General features: G+C 31.0%; 21 protein-coding genes and 1 tRNA gene. 7 read left to right on the forward strand and 15 right to left on the reverse strand.

Features of this window, described 5'->3' with window-relative positions; all coding sequences use genetic code 11:
• Positions 1 to 236 precede the first annotated feature (236 nt).
• Genes OZP12_RS03075 through OZP12_RS03090 form a run of 4 tightly spaced genes read left to right on the forward strand, consistent with a single transcriptional unit; the run spans position 237 to position 5,499 of the window.
• Positions 237 to 1,583, forward strand: coding sequence for a DNA methyltransferase (locus tag OZP12_RS03075; protein ID WP_281227586.1), 1,347 nt, complete (start codon positions 237 to 239; stop codon positions 1,581 to 1,583).
• Positions 1,584 to 2,537: a phosphoribosyltransferase-like protein gene (locus tag OZP12_RS03080; protein WP_281227587.1), complete on the forward strand. Its 954-nt coding sequence runs from the start codon at positions 1,584 to 1,586 to the stop codon at positions 2,535 to 2,537.
• 2 nt (positions 2,538 to 2,539) lie between these two features.
• A complete protein-coding gene (locus tag OZP12_RS03085) occupies positions 2,540 to 4,516 on the forward strand; it encodes an ORC-CDC6 family AAA ATPase (protein WP_281227588.1) in 1,977 nt (658 codons plus the stop codon).
• 2 nt (positions 4,517 to 4,518) lie between these two features.
• Positions 4,519 to 5,499 (forward strand): hypothetical protein, encoded by a 981-nt coding sequence (locus OZP12_RS03090; protein ID WP_281227589.1) that lies wholly within the window; start codon positions 4,519 to 4,521, stop codon positions 5,497 to 5,499.
• A 57-nt stretch (positions 5,500 to 5,556) separates the two neighbouring features.
• On the opposite strand, the gene OZP12_RS03095 is transcribed toward OZP12_RS03090, so the two are convergent.
• From OZP12_RS03095 to OZP12_RS03145, 11 genes are all read right to left on the reverse strand, one after another.
• The gene (locus tag OZP12_RS03095) at positions 5,557 to 6,207 is read right to left on the reverse strand and encodes an NUMOD1 domain-containing DNA-binding protein (RefSeq protein ID WP_281227590.1); all 651 of its coding nucleotides are present in this window, start codon (positions 6,205 to 6,207) and stop codon (positions 5,557 to 5,559) included.
• Positions 6,197 to 7,600, reverse strand: a complete 1,404-nt coding sequence (locus OZP12_RS03100) for a primase-helicase family protein (protein WP_281227591.1) — start codon at positions 7,598 to 7,600, stop codon at positions 6,197 to 6,199. Before OZP12_RS03100 ends, OZP12_RS03095 begins: the two co-directional genes overlap by 11 nt.
• A gap of 156 nt (positions 7,601 to 7,756) precedes the next feature.
• Positions 7,757 to 8,509: a hypothetical protein gene (locus tag OZP12_RS03105; protein WP_281227592.1), complete on the reverse strand. Its 753-nt coding sequence runs from the start codon at positions 8,507 to 8,509 to the stop codon at positions 7,757 to 7,759.
• Between the two features lie 177 nt (positions 8,510 to 8,686).
• Positions 8,687 to 8,935, reverse strand: coding sequence for a hypothetical protein (locus tag OZP12_RS03110; RefSeq protein ID WP_281227593.1), 249 nt, complete (start codon positions 8,933 to 8,935; stop codon positions 8,687 to 8,689).
• Between the two features lie 72 nt (positions 8,936 to 9,007).
• Positions 9,008 to 9,985 (reverse strand): DUF3871 family protein, encoded by a 978-nt coding sequence (locus OZP12_RS03115; RefSeq protein ID WP_281227594.1) that lies wholly within the window; start codon positions 9,983 to 9,985, stop codon positions 9,008 to 9,010.
• On the reverse strand, positions 9,966 to 10,862 hold the full coding sequence (locus OZP12_RS03120; RefSeq protein ID WP_281227595.1) for an AAA family ATPase: 897 nt from the start codon (positions 10,860 to 10,862) through the stop codon (positions 9,966 to 9,968). Before OZP12_RS03120 ends, OZP12_RS03115 begins: the two co-directional genes overlap by 20 nt.
• Before the next feature lie 113 nt (positions 10,863 to 10,975).
• Complete coding sequence (locus OZP12_RS03125) at positions 10,976 to 11,320, reverse strand: hypothetical protein (RefSeq protein WP_281227596.1); 345 nt, start codon at positions 11,318 to 11,320, stop codon at positions 10,976 to 10,978.
• 251 nt (positions 11,321 to 11,571) lie between these two features.
• On the reverse strand, positions 11,572 to 11,889 hold the full coding sequence (locus OZP12_RS03130) for a hypothetical protein (RefSeq protein ID WP_281227597.1): 318 nt from the start codon (positions 11,887 to 11,889) through the stop codon (positions 11,572 to 11,574).
• Between the two features lie 50 nt (positions 11,890 to 11,939).
• Entirely contained in the window at positions 11,940 to 14,459 is a 2,520-nt protein-coding gene (locus OZP12_RS03135; protein WP_281227598.1) for a hypothetical protein, read from the reverse strand.
• The gene (locus tag OZP12_RS03140) at positions 14,459 to 14,638 is read right to left on the reverse strand and encodes a hypothetical protein (protein ID WP_281227599.1); all 180 of its coding nucleotides are present in this window, start codon (positions 14,636 to 14,638) and stop codon (positions 14,459 to 14,461) included. The genes OZP12_RS03135 and OZP12_RS03140 overlap by 1 nt, the downstream gene beginning before the upstream one ends.
• Before the next feature lie 220 nt (positions 14,639 to 14,858).
• Positions 14,859 to 15,623 (reverse strand): hypothetical protein, encoded by a 765-nt coding sequence (locus OZP12_RS03145; RefSeq protein ID WP_281227600.1) that lies wholly within the window; start codon positions 15,621 to 15,623, stop codon positions 14,859 to 14,861.
• Between the two features lie 173 nt (positions 15,624 to 15,796).
• Between OZP12_RS03145 and OZP12_RS03150 the strand changes: the two genes are divergently transcribed.
• Positions 15,797 to 16,042 carry a helix-turn-helix domain-containing protein gene (locus OZP12_RS03150; protein WP_281227601.1) on the forward strand — a complete coding sequence of 82 codons (246 nt, stop codon included), beginning with the start codon at positions 15,797 to 15,799 and terminating at the stop codon, positions 16,040 to 16,042.
• 37 nt (positions 16,043 to 16,079) lie between these two features.
• On the opposite strand, the gene OZP12_RS03155 is transcribed toward OZP12_RS03150, so the two are convergent.
• The 3 genes from OZP12_RS03155 to mce form a co-directional block, all read right to left on the reverse strand.
• Positions 16,080 to 17,285 (reverse strand): site-specific integrase, encoded by a 1,206-nt coding sequence (locus OZP12_RS03155; protein WP_281227602.1) that lies wholly within the window; start codon positions 17,283 to 17,285, stop codon positions 16,080 to 16,082.
• Between the two features lie 215 nt (positions 17,286 to 17,500).
• A tRNA-Ile gene (locus tag OZP12_RS03160) sits at positions 17,501 to 17,574 on the reverse strand.
• Positions 17,575 to 17,711: 137 nt separating this feature from the next.
• On the reverse strand, positions 17,712 to 18,113 hold the full coding sequence (gene mce / locus OZP12_RS03165) for a methylmalonyl-CoA epimerase (RefSeq protein ID WP_281227603.1): 402 nt from the start codon (positions 18,111 to 18,113) through the stop codon (positions 17,712 to 17,714).
• 241 nt (positions 18,114 to 18,354) lie between these two features.
• On the opposite strand from mce, the gene rbfA reads away from it, so the two are divergent.
• The gene (gene rbfA, locus OZP12_RS03170; protein ID WP_281227604.1) at positions 18,355 to 18,747 is read left to right on the forward strand and encodes a 30S ribosome-binding factor RbfA; all 393 of its coding nucleotides are present in this window, start codon (positions 18,355 to 18,357) and stop codon (positions 18,745 to 18,747) included.
• A gap of 3 nt (positions 18,748 to 18,750) precedes the next feature.
• A complete protein-coding gene (locus OZP12_RS03175) occupies positions 18,751 to 19,950 on the forward strand; it encodes an ABC transporter permease (RefSeq protein ID WP_281227605.1) in 1,200 nt (399 codons plus the stop codon).
• A gap of 181 nt (positions 19,951 to 20,131) precedes the next feature.
• Here the strand turns inward: OZP12_RS03175 and dusB are convergent, their stop codons facing one another.
• Positions 20,132 to 21,124, reverse strand: a complete 993-nt coding sequence (gene dusB, locus OZP12_RS03180; RefSeq protein WP_281227606.1) for a tRNA dihydrouridine synthase DusB — start codon at positions 21,122 to 21,124, stop codon at positions 20,132 to 20,134.
• Positions 21,125 to 21,379: the final 255 nt, after the last annotated feature.

Below are 21,379 nucleotides of genomic sequence, written 5' to 3' on the forward strand. Positions count from 1 at the left end.
GATAACAAATTTAACGTTTGAATAGATAAAAAAAGCCTATACATTTCTGTAAAGGCTTGATTTTAAACGTGGTCCCACCTGGGCTCGAACCAGGGAAAGTACGAGACAGTATTTCAAGTCTTTACGTATGCTATATTTTTTAGGTATCCGAATTGTATGCCTTTTTAGTGAATTAATGATTTATAGAAAATATTTGTTTATATACAATATGATGTTACATTTACAAAAAAATATTATTGAAGACAAAAGCCAACAATTTTAATTTAATATCTCAACAGTTTTTAGACGACTACGCTAAAAATCAAGAACCTATTAGGGTAAATTTTAAAAAAATGGTCGAGGATATTAAATTTCAAGATAGAGCAACACATTCTATACATATCTATCCTGCAAAATTACTTCCAAACATACCATATTTTTTTTTAAATAATCATTTTTTTGTAAAAGATAACGAATTAGTTTTAGACCCATTTAGTGGATCTGGGACAGTGTTACTTGAGGCTAATTTGGCTGGGAAAAATTCATTTGGTTGCGATTCAAATCCATTGGCGCAGCTGATAACTAAGGTAAAAACATCTAATTATGACATCTCAGTTTTAAAAAATATTCTAGAGTCTCTAAAAATTGAAATAAAAAATATAACTATGGATGGTAATGAGAAATTTCCAGATGTAGTTAACATCGATTATTGGTTTTTGCCAAATATTAAATTTCAGTTATATGCAATATTAAAAACCATTAAAACTATCAAAGATGATGATTATAGGGATTTTTTCATTTTGTGTTTTTCAAATTGTGTAAAGAAAGTAAGTTTGGCAGATTCAAGGATTTCAGTTCCAGTAAAAGTCAAAGTGAAAAAGGAGACTAACAATTTTCATCCTTTTTTTGATGAATCAAGATCAAAGTTGAAAAACCTTGAGAATATAAATGTATTTGAAAAGTTTACTGATATCGTTAATGATAATATAAGAAGATTTGAGAATAAACAAAAAATAACTTCAAAAAGGCAAACTACAAAAATTGTTTCGGAGGATGCGAGAAACTTAAATTTACCTGATGAAAGTGTTGATTTAATTATTTCATCTCCACCCTATGCGGGAGCACAAAAATATATAAGAGCATGTAGTTTAAATCTTGGTTGGACAGAACTTTCAGGAAAAGATAATCTGAGAACTTTAGATAAAAAAAATATCGGACGAGAAAATTATTCTAAGTCTGATTACTTGACTTTAAAGGCAACAGGACTTGTTGAGGCTGATATGCTTCTTAAGGAAATTTATATCATCAATCCTTTAAGGGCACATATAGCAGCTAATTATCTTTTAGAAATGAAGCAAGCAATAAGTGAAGCATCAAGGGTTCTTAAAAAGGATAAATATTTTATACTTATTGCAGCTAATAATCAAGTTTGCAATCGTGAATTTAAGACACAAGAATATTTGCGGCAAATAGCTGAAAATGTAGGGCTTAAAACTATGTGTAGACTAGTCGATGATATTAAATCATATGGATTAATGACTAAACGAAACAAAACAGCAAGTGTTATTACATGCGAATGGGTTTTAATACTTAAGAAAGAATAAATGGATTTAGAACAAAATCTACATACAAAAATAAAGTGTTTAAATGAAACACTTTGGGATGGGAAAGGGTCATACAGAAAAGTTAAAGCTTGGTTAGATAATTTCCATGATGATGAAAAAACACATGCACTTTACCTGTTATCTCAATGTATTTATTTTAATGATTTTCAAATTAAACAATTACTGATTTCTATTTATCGGGATTTTTTTAAGTATCCTCATATCGCGACAATTCGAAGAAGCAATGGGAATACACTTGATGAAATAATTATAAAAAGGGAATATGACAAAATATTACAAAATACTCGTTTCGTAAGTGTTGGAAATCCCTCGGAAAGTAGTGCACGATTAATGGGAGATTTTAGAAAAGAAAACAAAATACGTAAATCATTGTTTATAAGTGAGTTAGAAATTGAAAAATGTCCTAAAGAGGTTGATAATTTTGTGTTTCTTGATGATGTTTGTGGTAGTGGTAATCAAATGGTTGCCTATACTAAAGATGCTATTTCTCTAATCAATTCGAATTTTCCAAAAGCAAAAACGTATTATTTTTTATTATTGGGAACAACAGAAGGAAAGGATTTTGTTAGAAAAAACACAAATATTAATATTGTTGACTCTGTACTCGAACTAGATAATTCATTTAAAGCTTTTCATCCAGATTCGCGAGTTTGTAAAAGTATACCGTCAGACATTGATATTAATAAAATAAGGGATTTTACAGGAAAAAATGGGAAGAGATTAATGAGTTCTATCTTTCAGAGAGAAGATCCTTATATAGATCCTTATGTTCTTCATATTTTATGTGAAAGAGATAAATTTGGTTACATGGACGGGCAATATCTCATTGCTTTTTCACATAATACTCCAGACAATACTTTGCCAGTATTGTGGTACAATGAAAATATTATAACATGGAATTCAATATTTAAACGTGCACAGAAAATTTATTAGCCATGAAAAAACAAATGAATCCTTTTAATATTACAAAAGCTGTAGACTATAGTGACGAAGAGTTAGATAAATTTTGGGTTGATTTTCCCATGGATGCTGGATTTAGTGGAATTATTAAACCTACATCTGATATGCCAATGATTATTTTAGGTAGTAAAGGAAGTGGCAAAACGCATATTATGAAACATTTTTCATTTACTGCGCAAAGTTTAAGATGGAAAGAAGATATTATAAATGGATTAAAAAAAGATGGTTATTTAGGTATTTATTTGAGATGTTCTGGTTTGAATGGGTTTAAATTTAAGGATAAAGGATCAAATACTACAGAAGATTGGCAAAAAATCTTTTCATACTACTTAGAATTATGGTTAAGCCAATTACTTTTAAAAAATATAATTAAAATATTAGAAGATAGAAAGTTAGTCATTGCTAATGAGCATATTATTGCATTAGAAATATTGAATTTACTAGATACAACCGAAGTATCACAAAATGTTAAAAGTTTTGCTCATCTAGTAAAATATTTTAATGATTTACAGAAAAATATTGATTATGCGATAAATAACAAAGCATTTACCAAAAGAAGTGTTTCTGAATCTGTTGAGATTTTAGCAAGTCCAGGAAGTTTAATTTTTGGAATTCCTGAAATTTTAAGCAATGAAGTGGTTGATTTTAAAAATGTTAAGTTTCTTTATTTGCTTGATGAATATGAGAATTTTACAGATGATCAGCAGAAATATTTTAATACATTAATACGAGAAAGGAAAAATCCTGCCTGTTTTAAAATTGGTGCTCGACGTTATGGTATGAGGACTTATGAGACTTTAAGTGCTGGTGAGGAAATTAAAGCAGGTTCTGAGTTTGAAGTGTTTGATTTAGATAATATTTTTAGAGAGAATAAAATAGGTTATAAAAAATTCATTAATGATATTTGCTTAAAAAGGCTTCTCTTATCTGGAATTAAGATTGATGAAAATCAAATTTCAGATTTTTTTGAAAGTTTTAGTGTTGATGATTTTTTAAAGAAAATGCAAACTGGGCAAAAGGGACATTTTCAATATTTGGGAAAAAAACTAAATGTGTTTAAATATAAAGCGATTAGAGCAAGAGTTCTTGAGAATTTAAAATTCAATGAAAATATATTGCTTGAACGAATTAATATCATGTTGTTTTATAGAGAGTGGAAAAAAGGTGTAGATTTACTAGTCGCTTCTGAAAACATAGCAATAGCATGTTCTAAATATTGGCTTCATAAGGTAGAAAATGAACATTATAGGGTTGTTCAGAAATTTAAATACGACATTTTGGATGCATTGGCTAGGGAAAACGGAGAAAAAATACGAACAACTGTTGGTTTTGATAACATAATAAAGATTTCAAATGGAATTCCGAGACATGTTTTGATTATTATGAAACATATTTTTAAATGGAATGAATACTATGAACTGGCTTCATTTAAATCTACTAAATCCAAAATTTCATCTCAATCACAATTAAACGCAATTAGAGATACTGCAAAATGGTTTATTGAAGATGCAAGAATTCCTGGGGATCATGGTTCCAAAGCTAAGGATTCAATTGACCGGTTATGTGATTATCTGAGAGAATTAAGATTTTCAGATATTCCTCCAGAATGCTCAATTTCTACTTTTTCAATCAAGTCTAAATTCATTCCTGCTGAAATTTCTAAAATAATTGATTTCTTAGAACAATATAGCTATATAATTGAAGTTGGAGAACGTCGAGATAAAAATACGCATAGTAGATATAGTACATATCAAATAAATGGCCTTTTGGCAGTAGAATGGGAGCTTTCAATAAGTAGACGAGGAATAGTAGATTTAAATTCCAAAGAAATGAAATCAATATTTTTTCCAGATAGTGAAAATGAATTTAGGGCAATGTTATATAGCGAAAAAAATAAGTACAATGCACCGTTTACTGAAAATACATCTCCAACACTTTTTGATAAAATTTGACAATGAAATATTCTTATTTATTTAAATATAAATTGCAAGATGTTGATGCTAAGGTGATTTCTACAACTTTTAAGCATGATTTATTTATTTCTGCATATAATGAGTCAGAACGAGTAAATTTTGTATTCGATAATGTTAGCAGTATCGATAAACATTGGATAATATTTCCAGAATATGATTTTAATAGCTTAGAAATAGTAGGTTTAGGAGGAACAATCTTCGATTATTCTGATGAAATAGATCTTAATGAATCAGAAATTATAATGGACTATTATGATAGAGGAGCTAAAAATTTTTTAGACGAGAAAAAGAAAGTTTGTATAGATATAACTGGTTTTATTCGCCCCCATTTAGTGTTTTTAATGCGTCTTTTAGAAAAAGAAGGAATAGAAAATATAGAATTTATTTATTCTGAACCATCAAATTATGTAAAAAAGGAAAATACTCTTTTTTCAGAGGATTTTACTGAAATAAGGGGCATAATAGGTTGTCTCGGGAGTCATGACCCTGATACATCTAATGATATATTAATAATAGGATCTGGTTATGATTATAAAATGATATCAAGGATAGCAAAAGCTAAGCCTGAGGCTAAAAAAGCTCAAATTTTAGGATTTCCATCTTTAAAAGCAGATATGTTCCAAGAAAATGTTTTAAAAGTATATGAATCTGAAGAAGATGTTTCCTCTGGCGATTTTGCATTAGATGATGAAAATATTATTTTAGCTCCAGCTAATGATCCATTTGTAACAGCTGAAATGATAAGTGAATACATTAAAAAAGAGGAGAAAAAGAAACCTATTACAAATATTTATTTATGTCCACTATCAACTAAAGCTCAGACACTGGGGATTGCTTTATTTTATGTATGTGAATGTTTACCAAAGGCGGCAAGTATTCTTTTTCCATTTTCAAAAAAATATTCGAGAGAAACTACAGAAGGTATTTCCAATATTTTAATTTATGAAGTACAATTCAAATGATATTAAAAGAAATAGAAACAAATTAAGAAAAGGCGGTCTAAAAAACCGCCTTTAATATTATATGTATTCCCAAAGAAACCCACCTGATTGTTCTCGCTCACCTCTACAGCAACGAGTAATACAAGTTTTGGATACTCCTGTTTTTCTGGATGCTTCGGATGCTGATTCAAAAATTTCTATAAAATCTTCATCCATTGAATATTGACTAACACTTTTTATTCTTGAATCTGCTTTTTCAATTGGATTTAACACATCTGAATAACTCCAATAGAATCCCTTACAAGACTTATTATACCCTAAACAAGCATTGCTTATACTTTTAGCCTTTGCACTTACTGAAATAGCTGCATTTTCTAAATTATCATAGGTAGCAACTAATACTCCTGAGTTCCTATCAAACTGGTAAATATTCTTTTGAATACCGCCACCTCTGTCTGAATTATAACCTTCTTCCTGTGCCTTAAAATCATAAATATATTTTGATTCTTTTTGAGCTAATTCATTTGGATTTACTGCTGTATCAAGCTGTTCCCAGTTGAAAGCTTCGGGACCATAAGTCCCGATTGCTTCTTGAAAATAGCTGCCAACTTTTTTATTGGATTTTTGTAGGTGGTCTTGTTTTCGTTCTTCCAATGATTTGGTAGTAGCTCCAATATAAACCTCTCCTGTAAAGGTGTTTTCTGCTTTGTAAATTATACTATATTCCATTTTGTCCTTTATTAGAGCTTAAAATAAAAGTATATTTTCCGCCTGAATTATTTGTTGAAAAATTAACTCCTTTTTTACTGGCATATATATTTAACCATTTTGTGATTTGATGAGGAGATGTATCCTTCATTTCAGGATAAATATATTTAAAGCCTTTTTCGAATTCCCTCTTATCAATTGAAGTATCATTTTGAACATAAGCATCTGCATAAGCAATAAACTGTTCATTCATACCATCTAAGAACTTATTTTGTGATAAATTAATGTGTGGTATTTTATGTAAGCCATATTGAAGATAATCTTGACAGCAACTCATCATAAAAAGATAAAATTTACTCCATTCATCATCATCCCATTGAGCGCTAAAAAATCGATTTCCAAATTCCATTTCAGGAGTGAAATCCTGATTGTAGTGGTTACAAATTTCAAATTCATGTCTGCGTCTTTCATCGGAAGAGCCGCCAGGCCCAGAAACATAATAATTAGAGGTGATTAAGATTTTTGGGGAGTTTTTAAAGTCTATGTAGAATGCTTTTTCCCGTTTGCGTTCCACTTCTAGACCAGAAGTAATCATAGGGAAAAAGCCTTCAAAGCTGTAATTTCTTTTCAAATCATCAAAAGCTAGAACATCTGTAGTTAATTCAACTCTTTGATTCTTAAACCAACTGCCTTCTTTCATTTCTTTTGCATCGAAAACCGCAACATCTCTACATTCTTTAAGTGCCATAGATAATAGGGTTTTTCCAGTACCTCCGTGGGCTTGATTATTCTGCGTCATGTTTTCATCATAAAGAATAATAGCTCTTGGTTCACCAACTTCTTTATTGCGATGTAGTAGGTAACCTAATATAGTCTTTAAAGCTAATAACCTTTCTTGATTTTGTCCCGTGATGTTTTCACAAAATTTTTCAAACTGACCTTTTTCAGCGCAATGCGTAAATAGTTTTTGGATGATTCTTTTTTCCCAAATTGGATTTTCTAGAATTGAATAATCACAATAGGATATTTTATTTTTATCTATTTCGCAAAAACAATTTTTAAAATAAAATCTCGAACTTTTCATATCATCTCGATCATTTATATTTTCAATCGCTGGTAACATATCTAATTTCTTAGAAGTGATATAGCTACCTACTCCCTTGACAAAAACCTCCAACACTTCTTGTTTTTCATTTTGTATCAGGAAGTCTTTAATGTCATTTGCCATTTGTCCTTCATCCGCTTCACTTAACCTATTATTAACCATCTTAGCGAAGACATAATGATTATCTCCTATTTTAACCTTAACATATCCAATGTCTTCTAGGAATTTCAGCAACCCTACATGCTTAATCTTTGGCTCGCCATTTTCTGTCCAAAAGATTTCTTTCTTCTTTTCTTTTTCATTACTCATATATTTTTTGTTTATCTCTGTTCTTCTAAAATAGTGGAGAAGAACTGAACCACTGTTGTTTCGAGTCTATTCTCTCTAACAACGGTGCGAAGGTAGAAGCAACAAAAAGTTTTAATAGGGGTAATTAATTTGTACCAACTGTAAATCAGTTAGTTATTATTTTAAAATGTAGAAATCTTCGTCAGATAATAAGTTTTTAAGACTTTCAGCAGCAGTAGTTATTGATTTGTCTCCATTTTTAAAGCTGGCTAATAGTTTATTTGCCAATGTAATCTCTTTGTAAGAATCATCAACTCCACTATAATATTCAAATGAATTTTCGATAAGTTTTCCTAATTCACTATCATACTTACTTTCGGTTAATCCCTTTTGTTTTAATAAAAAAAATAGACAAATAATTTCTGATCTAGATAATTTTAATTTAATTTTATTAGAATGATTAATAGCGTTATGCCATATTTCGTGATTGTAAATAAATTCAATTATTTTCTCATTTTCATTCAAAAGAAGAAATTTTAAATGTTCTTTTACAAGTGCAGTATTAGAAAGAATTAAATTTAAATCCTTAAAAACTTGTAGTTTTTCATCCAAATATAATTTACATTCGGATGATTTATATTTAAATGATTTTTCTATTTCTGCATTAATGTTTCTAATTTCTTGGTCAGCTATCAATGGAATTTTTTTAGGTAAAAAATCTTTATAGAAATAGATAGTATTATATGTCTGATTCTCATAACTTGTCATTCTTTTATATATTATTTCAAAATCCGTTTGTTTTATATTTGACAATAATAATAATTCTGACGTTAGCCCCGGTGTTCTATCATCAAAAGTTAGAAATCTGTTTTGTAGGGTTAAAAATGTATCTTCATCCTTAAAATCTAATATGGAGGGAATAAAAATCATAGTAAAAAAGTTGACGTCAACTTTGACAAGTTATTTATTAAAAAAAGGGTAACGCAATCTAATAATTTTACGCCACCCATTTTAACTTAGCTAAATACTTTTTCAGGGTTTTTTTGATAGGGCAGAAAACGACTCAAAAGTAATTTCTACAAAATACAACATAACTGCCTTTTTAATTTATACTACAATATCAAAATGATAATAGTAATACGCTTTAGTGTCAATGATAAACACTGTTTTTAATTCTATGGTAACTTTGATTTCCTCAACAAATACAAATTGTCCTGTTTTGAGCGCACCAATGTCATGTACAACCTTTACTTCAAACGGACAATACAGTTTTAATAAGGTATTTTGCCACGTTACAACATAGATTTCCAGTGGAGAACTGTATTTTAACAGCTCAGCCAAGTCCTTTTTTGTCATTTTTTTTCTAAATTTTTATTTTTTTAAAAGGACAAATTCTCAATAAATCACAGTATAAAAGCTATGATGATATTAACGAAGAAACCAGTTGTTCTTGTCGTTTTTAATGAAATTTGTGAGGTAGTTGATAAACTCGTATGCATTTACATTTTTTTCAAAATTAGTATCAATGTAAGTGCTTTTGTTGGCTTCTGTAAATAGGTTGTACAATCTCCAAAAGTCAATATTCCCATTTTCAAATCTTGCAAAATTGGGATCTAAATGATAGTCCTTTATAATCGAATTGATTTGATTGTCGTTAATGTTTAAAGGAAACAGATTGCTTTTAGCTTCTTTATCTAAGAAGGAATATAGTTTCATTTTTCCAATGAGGTGGGCAAACTCAGTATCATTAATAGAAAAGCTACTCATTTCATTCATCTGTTCGAGATGTCTCTTTTTATCATAGCTGTTTATCAATTCATAAATCTTAGCTTTTAATTCTGATACTGATGCTACTCTAATATCGTGTTTAAGTCCATCTGTTGAAATACACAAATTAGTGCAAACGGTGTTTTGAAATCCAATAAAGACTTTAAATTTCTCTATGGATTTTTTGCTAAAAAGATTTTCCTGATTGTAGGATCTAACTCCACCTATGGACAAATTCAATTGGTTTCCATTAATCACTTCACTAATTTCAGGTATTTCAATTACAAAAGCCATACGTTCGTAATACAAAGTCTTTTCCTGCTCTAATAAATCTTTTGCAGGTTTTCCAACAGCAGAAGGAATTCTTCCTTTAATTTGATGACTTACTCTTATTTCAGGCTTTAAAATACCTTTATAATCTAAAATTTCTTCGACAACCTCTTTGGTGCTTTCAATAAATTCAGAATGACTAATTGTTGATTCGTTGTCTTTTGCAAATACCGGAATAATACATTCCGATTTGAGATGCTCTAAATCTACTTGTACAGTATTTGCTTCAATAAAATTTCTTCTTGGAAATACTATGATTTCTTCCTGATCAATTACTTGATGCATTGGATTATTTAATACTAAATTCATTTTTTTGTGGATTAGGTTGTTGGATTATTTGTTCGTTTGGGATTATTTGATTGGTTGGATTATCGATTGTTTCTTTTCTTGCCACAATTAATGGATACAATTCTTTGCTGAAATAAGGGTATTGGCTGTAAATCAATTTTAAACCCTCATCAGTTGTACAGGAGTTTATTTCTTTCTTAATTTCTTCAAATGAAATACCTTCATTGCTCCATTCTATTAAACGTTTTCCTGTAGCAGAATTGATGATGAATTCAGGTTGTTTACCGGCAAATAATCCAGTACGGTCTTTGGAAGCTGAAACGAGATGATTGTCATTTAAAAATTCAAAATTTACTGTAAGCTCATATTCATAGCCTTCGCGAGTGACTTCTTTCATCCCTAGTTTACTTACCTTAGTTTTACCATCAGAACCTTTATCAATGCTATAATCTACTTTTCTTCTGCTTGTGGTGATGACATGGCATTTTGAAAGGATAATGGCATCGATAAAAGCGTTGTGTCGTGGAGTTACCTTTGCCCAATCCTGAAATCGACCCCCTAAATTTTCATGGATTTCAAGGCATCCACCCTTACTCTGCCATTCGTGGCTGATACTGTCTATAATAATAACAGACATATTAGCTTCTTCGCACACTTGAATGGCTTTAATATAGCGTTCAGGTGTAAAAGGTTCACTTAAAGGCAATACATTGAAATTTCCCAAGTGAGAGTAAAGACTTGCAGAGTTATTCTCTGTATCTATCAATGCAATCCTCTTCCAGTCGTTTGTCATTCCATATGCCATTAATAAAGCTGAATAGGTTTTACCAAACCCACTTGGACCAGATAATCCAATTCTTAATTTTACTTGATGTCTTTGAGCAATTTGTAGTTTCATAATTTTTTATTATTAAGTATTAATTAAAAAGTTATATGACATACATTTTTAAAATAAAAAAAGGAACCTCATTACTGAAGTTCCTTAATTATGTTGTCTAGTTTTGAGTTGTTTTAGTACACCTCTTGTGGTTTAATAACGTTATCATTAATGATAGCGTCTTCATCCGATAAATACTCATAACGATGTGTCATTTCTACAATTTCTCCTGTTTCTCGATCAGTGTAGTCGTAAGGTTCTACTTCTACTTTTCTAATCTGTCCAGGAAGTTGAGTGCCAATTAATGACTTACATATAATTTCGTTAAATGTACATGCAATATTTGTAGTTCTTGCAGTAAGATAAGTTCTTCCACTTTCTTTACTTTTAACAGCTTCAACTCCACCTTGAACAACAAGTGAATAAAATTTTTCTCCATTTTCTTTTTGGAATGCCTTGTAATCTACAATTGTAACCATAGTTTTAATAATTTATAAGATTAAACAAATGAATTAAATCAGCAATAATTTGGATGCAGTTTTTTAAATATCCAAATACCACTGGGCGGGTATATCCCAATGTTTGAGAAGGGTAAGGGCTGATGTGTTCGTTAGTTCGTATATCCGATAAAAAATTTTGGAAAAAAAAATTTTTGGAAATTATTTGTTTAACTGTTTTGCTTTAATGAGGGAGTAAAGCGGTTTATCTTTTAGTGACGTTGATTTAAGATTTAACAAAGAATATAACCTCTAAAATCTAAACTGTAATTCTTGCATTTAGGACAATAGTTATTTACCTGATTCAATTTCAAATCAAAATTTTGAAAAATGTATCTTCCTTCATTGTCTCCTTTGAGTTGTTCATCGGTGTAAAAAATGTAATTTGGATTTCCTTTTTCTAAATAGTAATTTACACTTATTAATTCTTCCGTTGTTTTATCATATACAGGTACGGGATTATTTGTTTGAAAATCGAATCTTCCTCCTCCATATCTAAAACTTGTTTCGTAATTGCAAATTCTACAATTTGCTTTGAGGATTTCTGCCATAGTGTTGATTCTTTTCTGATTTTTTTGTTCTATTAAATTTGAATTTGATTTTAGGAAATTATTTTTAACGTTGAAAACATATAGTCAACTTCATTTTGCATTTTGGGTAGTTTAACCCAATGATAGGTTTCGTATTTGGGGTGTAATATTAATAAATTCATTGAGCTTATTTTATAATTGTATTTTGTTTCTAAAATATGTCTGTAAATATTTTGCTGTAATGCATATCGATAGTAGCTATCGTCTGTGAGGTGGCTTAATTCCCCAGATGCAAATTTGGTATAGAAATGTTCAGGGTCGGAAATTTTAAGTTTTCCATCAGGATGAACCACTTTTTCGCTTCTTTTCCAATCAAAAATATAGAATGTCCCATCTTCTTTTTTGTAAAGCATATCTATGGTTCCTGCAATCATATAATCTTCATCAAATATTCTCCATTCCGTTCGTTCTGGATTCATATTTGTAAATTGCTCTTTAAATTCCAAAAAATAACCAAACTCTTTTGTGTTTGAATTGAAAGGTTGGTTTTTATAATAATTCTCAATTTGAAGATGTAAATGTGTTCCTAATTCGGCGGCTTCAATTCCTTTCTTTTCCCAAATAGAAATTATTTCGTCTGTGGGTAAACCGTAAAGTTCGTGTCTTGGGTTTAAATTAGTTGCAGCTTTTAAGGCATCAAATTCAGGAAAAAATTTATCTATTAGTTGACTTACAGAGATTGTGTCGGGATTGTTGTCTATGTAATACCTGTGATTTAAGGAGTCAAAAACAATTCTTTTGTCTCTTATATGCGATTGATTTCCGTTTAAAGGTTTGTTGTCATTTTTATCAAAAGTACTCAAATCGAATTCAATAATTTTTAACTCAATAATTTTATCTAATTCGGAATTTTCAATTAAAAAGTCAATTTGGGAGGATGATTTTGGATTAAAACTTTCTATTCCCAAATACTTTTCTCTATACTTTTCAAATGACCATTTTTTTGCTTGGAGCGTATCCCATTGATTTTGTGATGAAATACTTGTTTCAAAATCCAATTCTTTATTTGAATAGTTTTCATCTATAGCTTTTATAACGCTTGCAATAAAAACACAACATTGTTTTGCTTCTTCAAATATCTGTTTTTCTGTAAATCGAATTACAATGTAACCTCTGTTTGTAAAAAACAAATCTCTGTAAATATCTCGATTTATTTCGTGAGTTGGTATTCTTGAAATCCCATCATAAGGCTCGTCAATTTCGATATTTATAAAAATATTTTTATTCTCTATTTCATTAATTAACAAAAAATCAGGTTCATAGGCATTGTTTCCGCTCTTGTGGGTAATGTGACGATCATTGTATATTTTAAAATCTGATTTAAAATATTTGTTTAAGACCTCAGAAAAAGTGTTTTCAGTAAAGCCTAATTTGTTTGAACGACCTAACCTTGGAAATTTAATATATGAATTTTCCTTTGGCATTTTGACCATTGGATAATTGTAAGGTTCAGCTTGAGTAAAAAGCATTGATGGTTTAAAACCTATTCTTTTTAATTCTTTGTCGTTTGAATCGGGTTTTGGACTTACTATTGTTAAATCAGAATTTGGTTTTGCAGTAGGTGCAGGTATTTCAGTATCGGGATTTATATTTAATGGATTAATTTCATTTCTAATATTAGTCTCTCCTATTTCTTTATTATTTTTAGTATTTTCGTCGCTCTTTAATAGCCTATAAATGAAAATTATCACAATAAATAAGAATAAAATCAAACCAACATTTCTATAAACGCCCCATTCCTCTTCCCATCTTGTATCTCTATATTTATTTAAGGAACCTTGAATATCATTTTCATCAATATCTGCATCCCAATTAATATCTTTATCATATTTAGAATCTCCATAATCAGTATTAACACCTAATACACCTGATGTATTTCTACCAGACATTGTGGATGTTGGGTCTAGTTTAGTTTGATTATTATTAGCATCTCGATCTTTAAAATAATCATCGTATGTTTTTGTTCCGTTTAGTATATTTTGTTTTTGTGCATTAGTTAACGAATTTGATTTGTTAAAATTTTGTTTAGAAATATTACTTTTTGCATTGCTTAATATTTCAAACTCTTTAATAAATACATCTTTGTTTTCGGTTAGATTCAATGCAATAATTTCATTACTTATAGTAAAAGAAATCAGTTTTATTGAATTTGATTTGAGTTCGTTTATCTCTCTTTCTGTTAAATAGTACATAGATAGTGCTACTTCTCTACCATTCATAGTAACTAATCTATTGTAAGCTGGTTTTAAAGAAATCCCGTTTTTGCCAGTTGTTTGAATCAATAAATTTCCGTTTAATTCTTCAGCAACTGCATTCTTAAACAATACTGAAATCGCTACAAAGTACTTGTTATTGTCTGGATTTTTATATAATGACAGTCCTGCTTCGTAGTTATTAGTTACAGCTACTGCAATAGGATTAAAATATTTAAGTGTAATTCCGTCAGGTCTTTTTAAAGTTTTGACTTCATATTGCGCAAACGTAGTAAAGCTTGAAATAATCAAGCATAAAATAATGGATAGTTTTTTCATTATTTAGTTTTAGATGGTTTTAATAACGCATATACAGCCCAAGAAATTAAAGCAATTGCTATTAAATGACCGAATAAATCGGATGCTTCATAATTGTTAACTTGCTTAAAAAAGCCAATGAGCGTACCCAAAAGTCCGATTAGTAATATTATTCCAAGAACTATTTTTATTGTTTTCATTTTAGTTTTATTTGTTTTTGATTACTATATTCAGTTTTAAGCTTTCCTGTTATTGTATTCTTTTGTATGTCTGAATAATTTTTCCATTATCTGTGCTAGTTTTTAATATTGTATTACCTAAAAGCTATTGAGATTGAGATCAGGAATATGAAAGCAAGAATTAGTTTTTCATTGATTTTGATACTTATATGTTGAATGTTTCAATACCTAGCAGCTCTTTTTATTGATAAGTATATGTTTCTGTACTTATACTATTCCCATTATACCAAGTCTTGGATATTGGATAGCCATCAGTATCGTAATTAAAAGTGAAATTCAATTCTCCATAACTGGGCGTTGAATAGTATTTCGTTATGTTATTTATAGTGTTGAATTTTGTGTCATCACGCTCGTTGTCTGTTTTATATATTAATTTGTCAAATCCTAAGACATTTTTAAAAACATTATTTTTAGTGTCGTACTCAAAAACTGTGGTATAGCTAGGGGATCCATCTGTTGTTCCTAAAATTTTCTCTATAGTTATATGACCATTAAGGATGGTGTATTTCACAGAACGTGATTTCACCCAGGTATTAGTTCCATATGAATAAATTTGTCGGTCTACAGTTGTGTCAGTATTATATGTATAGACGGATTTTGATTGATATATTGATGATGTACTGTAATCTTTTACAATCGATGTTGCGATCTTATTATTTTCATATGTATGTTCGTAACTCTTCTGAAGAACATTGTTAGTGTATATATCTTCTTTAGTAATCAAATCACCTGTATATGTATAAACCCATTTCTTAATGTAATGATCTGCATTATTATCTATACATTGAATGATTTTATTGCCATCATAAGTATAAGAATAAACAGTTCCATCTTTAGTCCGTGTTATTGGTTTTTTATTAATTGTTGCATCTGTTGTCGTATCATCTTTTGAGCATGAAATGAGTGTCAACATTCCTAAGATAATAAATAATATAAGGTTTTTCATAGAGTTTTGTTTTTTAATTTTTACTGGGGTTTATAATCAGTATTTGGCTTTTTGTTTTGAAGCCAAGTGTATTAGTTGTTGACTCAAATTGTTCAACAAATTTATAGTAATTTTCGACTTATAAGTCGATTTGTAAAAAGATTTTTGATATAGTCATTTGTTTTCTTTGTTCAATGCAAAAGCATTTTGAACAGATAGAATTTGAATTAGTTAAAAGGATATACAAAGAGTTCCTTGTAAAATTCAATGGGAATAAGTCTGAGTTTGCTAGAAAAGCACTATGTTCGGAAACTACCGTAAGAAGAGTGTTTCGAAATCAGCAAAGAATGACTGTTGATTTATTATTGAGATTCTGCTTTGCATTAGGTATTGAAGTAAATGAAATTTTTGAAGGAATAAATATTCTCAATGAAAAATGAGTCTAAAACTTATTTTCAGAATTAGACCCATTTTATATTATTTCAATTTTTCTTTAAGTTTTTTCATTTCATCACTCACTTTTCGTTGGACTACCTTACCATAGCTTTCCTGCGTAATCAACATATTTGAATGACCAAGTAGTTCTGATACTATTTCCATTGGCACATCATTGAATAGGAGAACAGTTGATGCAAACGTTTTTCTAGCTGTATGGTGAGTAAGCCGTTTGTTAATACCAGTAATGTCAGCGATTTCCTTGAGGTATGAATTGAATTTCTGGTTACTTATTGTGGGAAATGTGCGATTAGTAGTCCCTAAATATTTATTAATGATTTCTTGTGCTTGTGGTAGAATTGGAATTGAAATTTGACGTTGTGTTTTTTCTCTTTTCATTTGAATCCAATTAATGCCGTCGAAGCCTATTTGGATATTCTGTTTTTCAAGATATGCCATTTCATTGTATGCTAATCCTGTGTAGCAACAGAAAATGAATAAGTCTTTTACTAATGATAGTCTTGCCTGTGATAGTGATGCTTTTTCAACCGTTTTTAATTCTTCTTGAGTTAGAAAAATAATTTCTTTTTTTACTTTTTTAGGTTTGTACAACATGAAAGGGTCTTTCTCTAAAAACCCTTCTGCAATAGCAATTTTAATAAGCTTTCTAAATCTCTGTATTGCTTTGTTAATAGTGGATTGACATTGATTTTGTTCTGTTTTCAGATAGTATTCAAACTCGTTTAAAAACTGTAAATTGATTTTTTCTAGGGGAATATCTTTTTTCTTAAATTTCCATTTAATGAAACCTATTATTTGAATACAAGCATAATTATATTTTTTCCAAGTGGCTAATTGTAAATCCTTCCCAATTAATTTATTAATCTTGTTTAGGTATTTTTGGAAATAACTGACTACGAATTCACTTTCTTTAATTGGTTTGCCGAGGTATTTATTGTAAATGTCATGCACTTCAAAATTATCCGTTTCTAATCGAATTAGCAGATAGGAGTTTTTAATTTTCTGCTTTATTAAATCTAATTGAGTGTTAGTGTTTATAGCATCAGGTGTTTTTGAAATAATCAATTGCTGTTTTGAATCCCAAAACTTTGGATCTACAAAATGACCTGTTGCGTTTTCTTTTCTAACACCTTGGTATGTAATCCTTACATTAATGGGGCATAGCCCTTTGTTGTTTTGCTTGATTAGTTTGATAACAAACAAAATTGTGAAATTCTCTTTTTTCATAGCTAATTGTTTTAGAGTTAATTAGCATACGTTTGGACTTGAAAATAGGCACCCTCGAAAATTGAAATAGGCACCCGAATAGTACTCCTTTTTTTAGTTTAAAAGTTGGCAAGTTGACTATTTCTTAAAATCTATAATTACTATAGAAATCCTTAATTTTACTGGGTTTGTTGTACAAAAAAAGCCCTTCAATTACTTGAAAGGCTTGTAATCTGTGGTCCCACCTGGGCTCGAACCAGGGACCACCTGATTATGAGTCAGGTGCTCTAACCAGCTGAGCTATAGGACCGGTTAAGAGTTTGCAATATTACTACAATTTTTTTATTACTACAAGTATTTTTAAAGTAGATTTTCGGGTAGTTTAAGAGTTATAGGGAATCTGTTTTGAAATGAGTTGATTATGAATTGAATAAAATTGATATTTTTTTATTTTATTTCCTGACAAAGTTCTATTAATACTCCATTTGTGCCTTTTGGATGCAAAAAAGCGACAAGTTTATTATCGGCTCCTCTTTTTGGTGTTTCGTTTAGGACAGTAAAACCTTCTGATTTGAGGCGCTCTATTTCAGAAACAATGTTTTCTACATCAAAAGCGATGTGGTGAATGCCTTCGCCTTTTTTTTCGAGGAATTTGGCGATTGGGCTTTCGGGATTGGTGGCTTCGAGGAGTTCTATTTTGTTGGGGCCATTCATGAAAAAGGATGTTTTTACGCCTTCGGTGGCAACTTCTTCCTGTTTGTATGCGGGTGCACCAAAGAGTTTCTCAAATAACAAATTGGATTCTTCAAGGTTTTTGACTGCAATGCCAATGTGTTCTATTTTTTTCATATATCAAGGTAGTTTTTAAATCATTCTTAAAAAAGCTTTTTGCTTGCCTTCTAGCCCCGATATCCTCGTATCTCGTCTTTGGGACGAGAGAAGAGATAAAGGCGATAGCGGGAACGCATGCTGGCCGAAAAGCCCATTCTTTCGCTCCTAATTTGGCTTTGAAATCTTAAAACAAATATAAAAAACTTTATGAGTTTGAGACTTTGTGGGTTGGTCTCTCAAAAAATAGTATTTTTGCACTATGGAAACAAATAGACAGAAAAAAATAGGCGGAGTTCTCCAAAAAGATTTGGTTGATATCTTGCAAGGTGAAGTGAGAAAAAACGGAATTACGAATTTGATAATTTCGGTATCCAAGGTTTCGGTGACTACGGATTTGTCTGTGGCTTCGGTGTATTTAAGTATTTTTCCTCAGGAGAAAGCTAAGGAAACCCTGGAGGCAATAAAAACAAATACGTCTTTGATTAAGCATGACTTGTCCCAAAGAGTACGTTTGCAATTGCGCAAAGTGCCTAATTTGGTTTTCTTTATTGATGATTCTTTGGATTATATCGAGAAGATTGATAATGCATTAGCAAATAAGGAAAATCCGATAGAGAATAGAGACTTATTGGAAAAACGCAGACATTCATAAGATTTGAATTTTCCTCTTTACATAGCCAAGCGATATATTTTTAGCAAAAGTAAAAACAATGCTATTAATATCATCAATCGTATTGCCAGTATGGGAATTATTGTGGGAGCAATGGCATTATTTGTCGTGCTCTCAGTTTTTACCGGATTGAAAGAGTTTAGCCTTTCGTTTACCAATGATATCGATCCGGATCTTAAAGTAAGCAGTACGCTTGGGAAATCTTTTTTTATTGTGCCAAAACAGGAAAAAGAGATTGCTGCAATTGAAGGCTTGGCTTCATTTTCGAAAATAGTTGAAGAACGAGTGTTGTTTACTTTCAACGGTAAACAGGAAGTGACCTATCTAAAAGGAGTAGATTCCCTTTACACTACGGTTAGTCATTTTGACAAAAAAATATATAATGGGCAATGGCTGGAACCGAATACTTTTCAGGTTGTAGTTGGGTATGGTATTGCTCAAAAATTTTCGATGGGACTACTCGATTACAAAAACGCTTTCGAGGTTTTTGTTCCAAGACCTGGTAAGGGAACTATCGAAAATCCTGATGAGGCTTTTAATAAAACCGATCTTTTTCCAGTAGGGATTTATGCCATTAGTGAGGATTTAGATTCCAAATACGTGTTTGCCGATTTAGGTTTGGCTCAGGAATTATTGGAATATAAGGACAATCAGATTTCGGGGCTTGAAATTAAATTGAAAAAGGGCGCCGATGAAAGTGCAGTAATTTCAAAACTTAAATCCATTTTTAAGAATAAAATTACGATAAGAGACAAGGAACAACTTAATGAAGCCTTGTATAAAATGCTGAATACCGAAAACATAGCGGTTTATTTGATATTTACATTGGTGATTGTGGTGGCGCTTTTTAATTTGATCGGTGCGCTTATCATGATGATTTTGGATAAAAAAGGAAACTTGAAAACGCTTTTTAATCTAGGAACCGGCATAAAAGATTTACGCAATATATTTTTACTACAGGGAACTTTGTTGAGTGTTTTCGGTGGAATTATAGGATTATTGTTAGGAATTGTATTCGTTGTGTTGCAGCAACAATATGAATTGGTAATGATAACTCCAACGCTTGCTTATCCAGTGGTTTTTACGATTGAAAACGTACTGATTGTCATGACGACAATTGTCACGCTTGGCTTTATTGCCTCACTTATTGCGAGCAGCCGAGTGAGCAAAAAACTACTCGATTAACTTTATTCTTTTTTTTGCAGCAGAAACAATGGCTTTTTTGTAAGCATGGTTCCCGTTTTTCGTTGTAATCTTGTGTGCCGAACCCCGGCCCACAAGGATTTCCACTTCAACCGGGGCTAAAAGGGAGCAATTGGTTTTTTTGGTTTCAAAAACTAAAATGCGATTAATCTATTACTGTTTTTTAAACAACCTCATAACCTACATAGGCTTCTTCAATCTCATTCAAATGAGCAAATAATTCTTCTGGATGGTCTAGGGTTACTAGTTTTTGTCTATAGGTTTTGAAAGAATGAATTCCTTTAAAATAATTGGTGTAATGAGGACGTGTTTCTACTATTCCAAGTCTTTCGCCTTTCCATTGCATTGCCCAAGTAAGGTGATTGCGAACTGCTTCAACTCTGTCGGCAACTGTTGGTTTTGGCAAATGCTCCCCTGTTTTGAAGTAATGTTTTATTTCATTGAAAATCCAAGGATAGCCAATGGCGGCACGGCCAATCATTATTCCGTCGATGCCGTATTCGTTTTTATAATGCAATGCTTTTTCGGGAGAATCGATATCGCCGTTTCCGAAAATAGGCATGGTAATTCTAGGGTTATTTTTGACGCGGGCGATGTGTGACCAGTCAGAATGGCCTTTGTACATTTGCGCACGGGTTCTGGCGTGAATGCTCAAAGCGGCTACACCAATATCCTGTAAACGTTCGGCAACTTCGTCTATATTTATGGAGTTGTCGTCCCAACCCAAACGAGTTTTTACGGTAACCGGCAAATGTGTGCTGTCGATAACGGCTTTCGTCAAACGAACCATTAAATTTACGTCTTTTAAAACTCCGGCACCGGCACCTTTGCAGACTACTTTTTTTACAGGACAACCAAAATTGATGTCTATTAAATCCGGATTTACGGTAGAAACAATTTTGGACGATAATGCCATTGCTTCTTCGTCTCCTCCAAAAATTTGGATTCCTACAGGTCTTTCATAATCGAAGATGTCCAATTTCATTCGGCTTTTGATGGCGTCACGAATTAATCCTTCAGAAGAAATAAATTCGGAGTACATTAAATCGGCACCATGCATTTTGCACAATCTGCGGAATGGCGGATCGCTCACGTCCTCCATAGGTGCAAGTAATAATGGGAAATCCGGTAATTCTATGTTGCCAATCTTAATCATCGTCCTTGAAATTTTTTGCAAAATTACAACTTTTAAACGAATAGAAAATAGTCCAACTGATAATAGGGGGTTAAAAACCTGATTTTGAGCACTGTTTTGGTGAATTTAGAGGTATATGTATTACAATTCTGAAAGACTTTGCGTAAATGCTTGAGTTTCCTATTGTGATACTTTGAAACTGTTGAATTTAGACTATATTTGCAGATTAATTGTCTTTTTAAGGCATTGCGTGAGATTTGATATTAAGAGGAGAAC

The sequence above is a fragment of the Flavobacterium aquiphilum genome (genome assembly GCF_027111335.1).
In the GTDB taxonomy this organism is placed as follows: domain Bacteria; phylum Bacteroidota; class Bacteroidia; order Flavobacteriales; family Flavobacteriaceae; genus Flavobacterium; species Flavobacterium aquiphilum.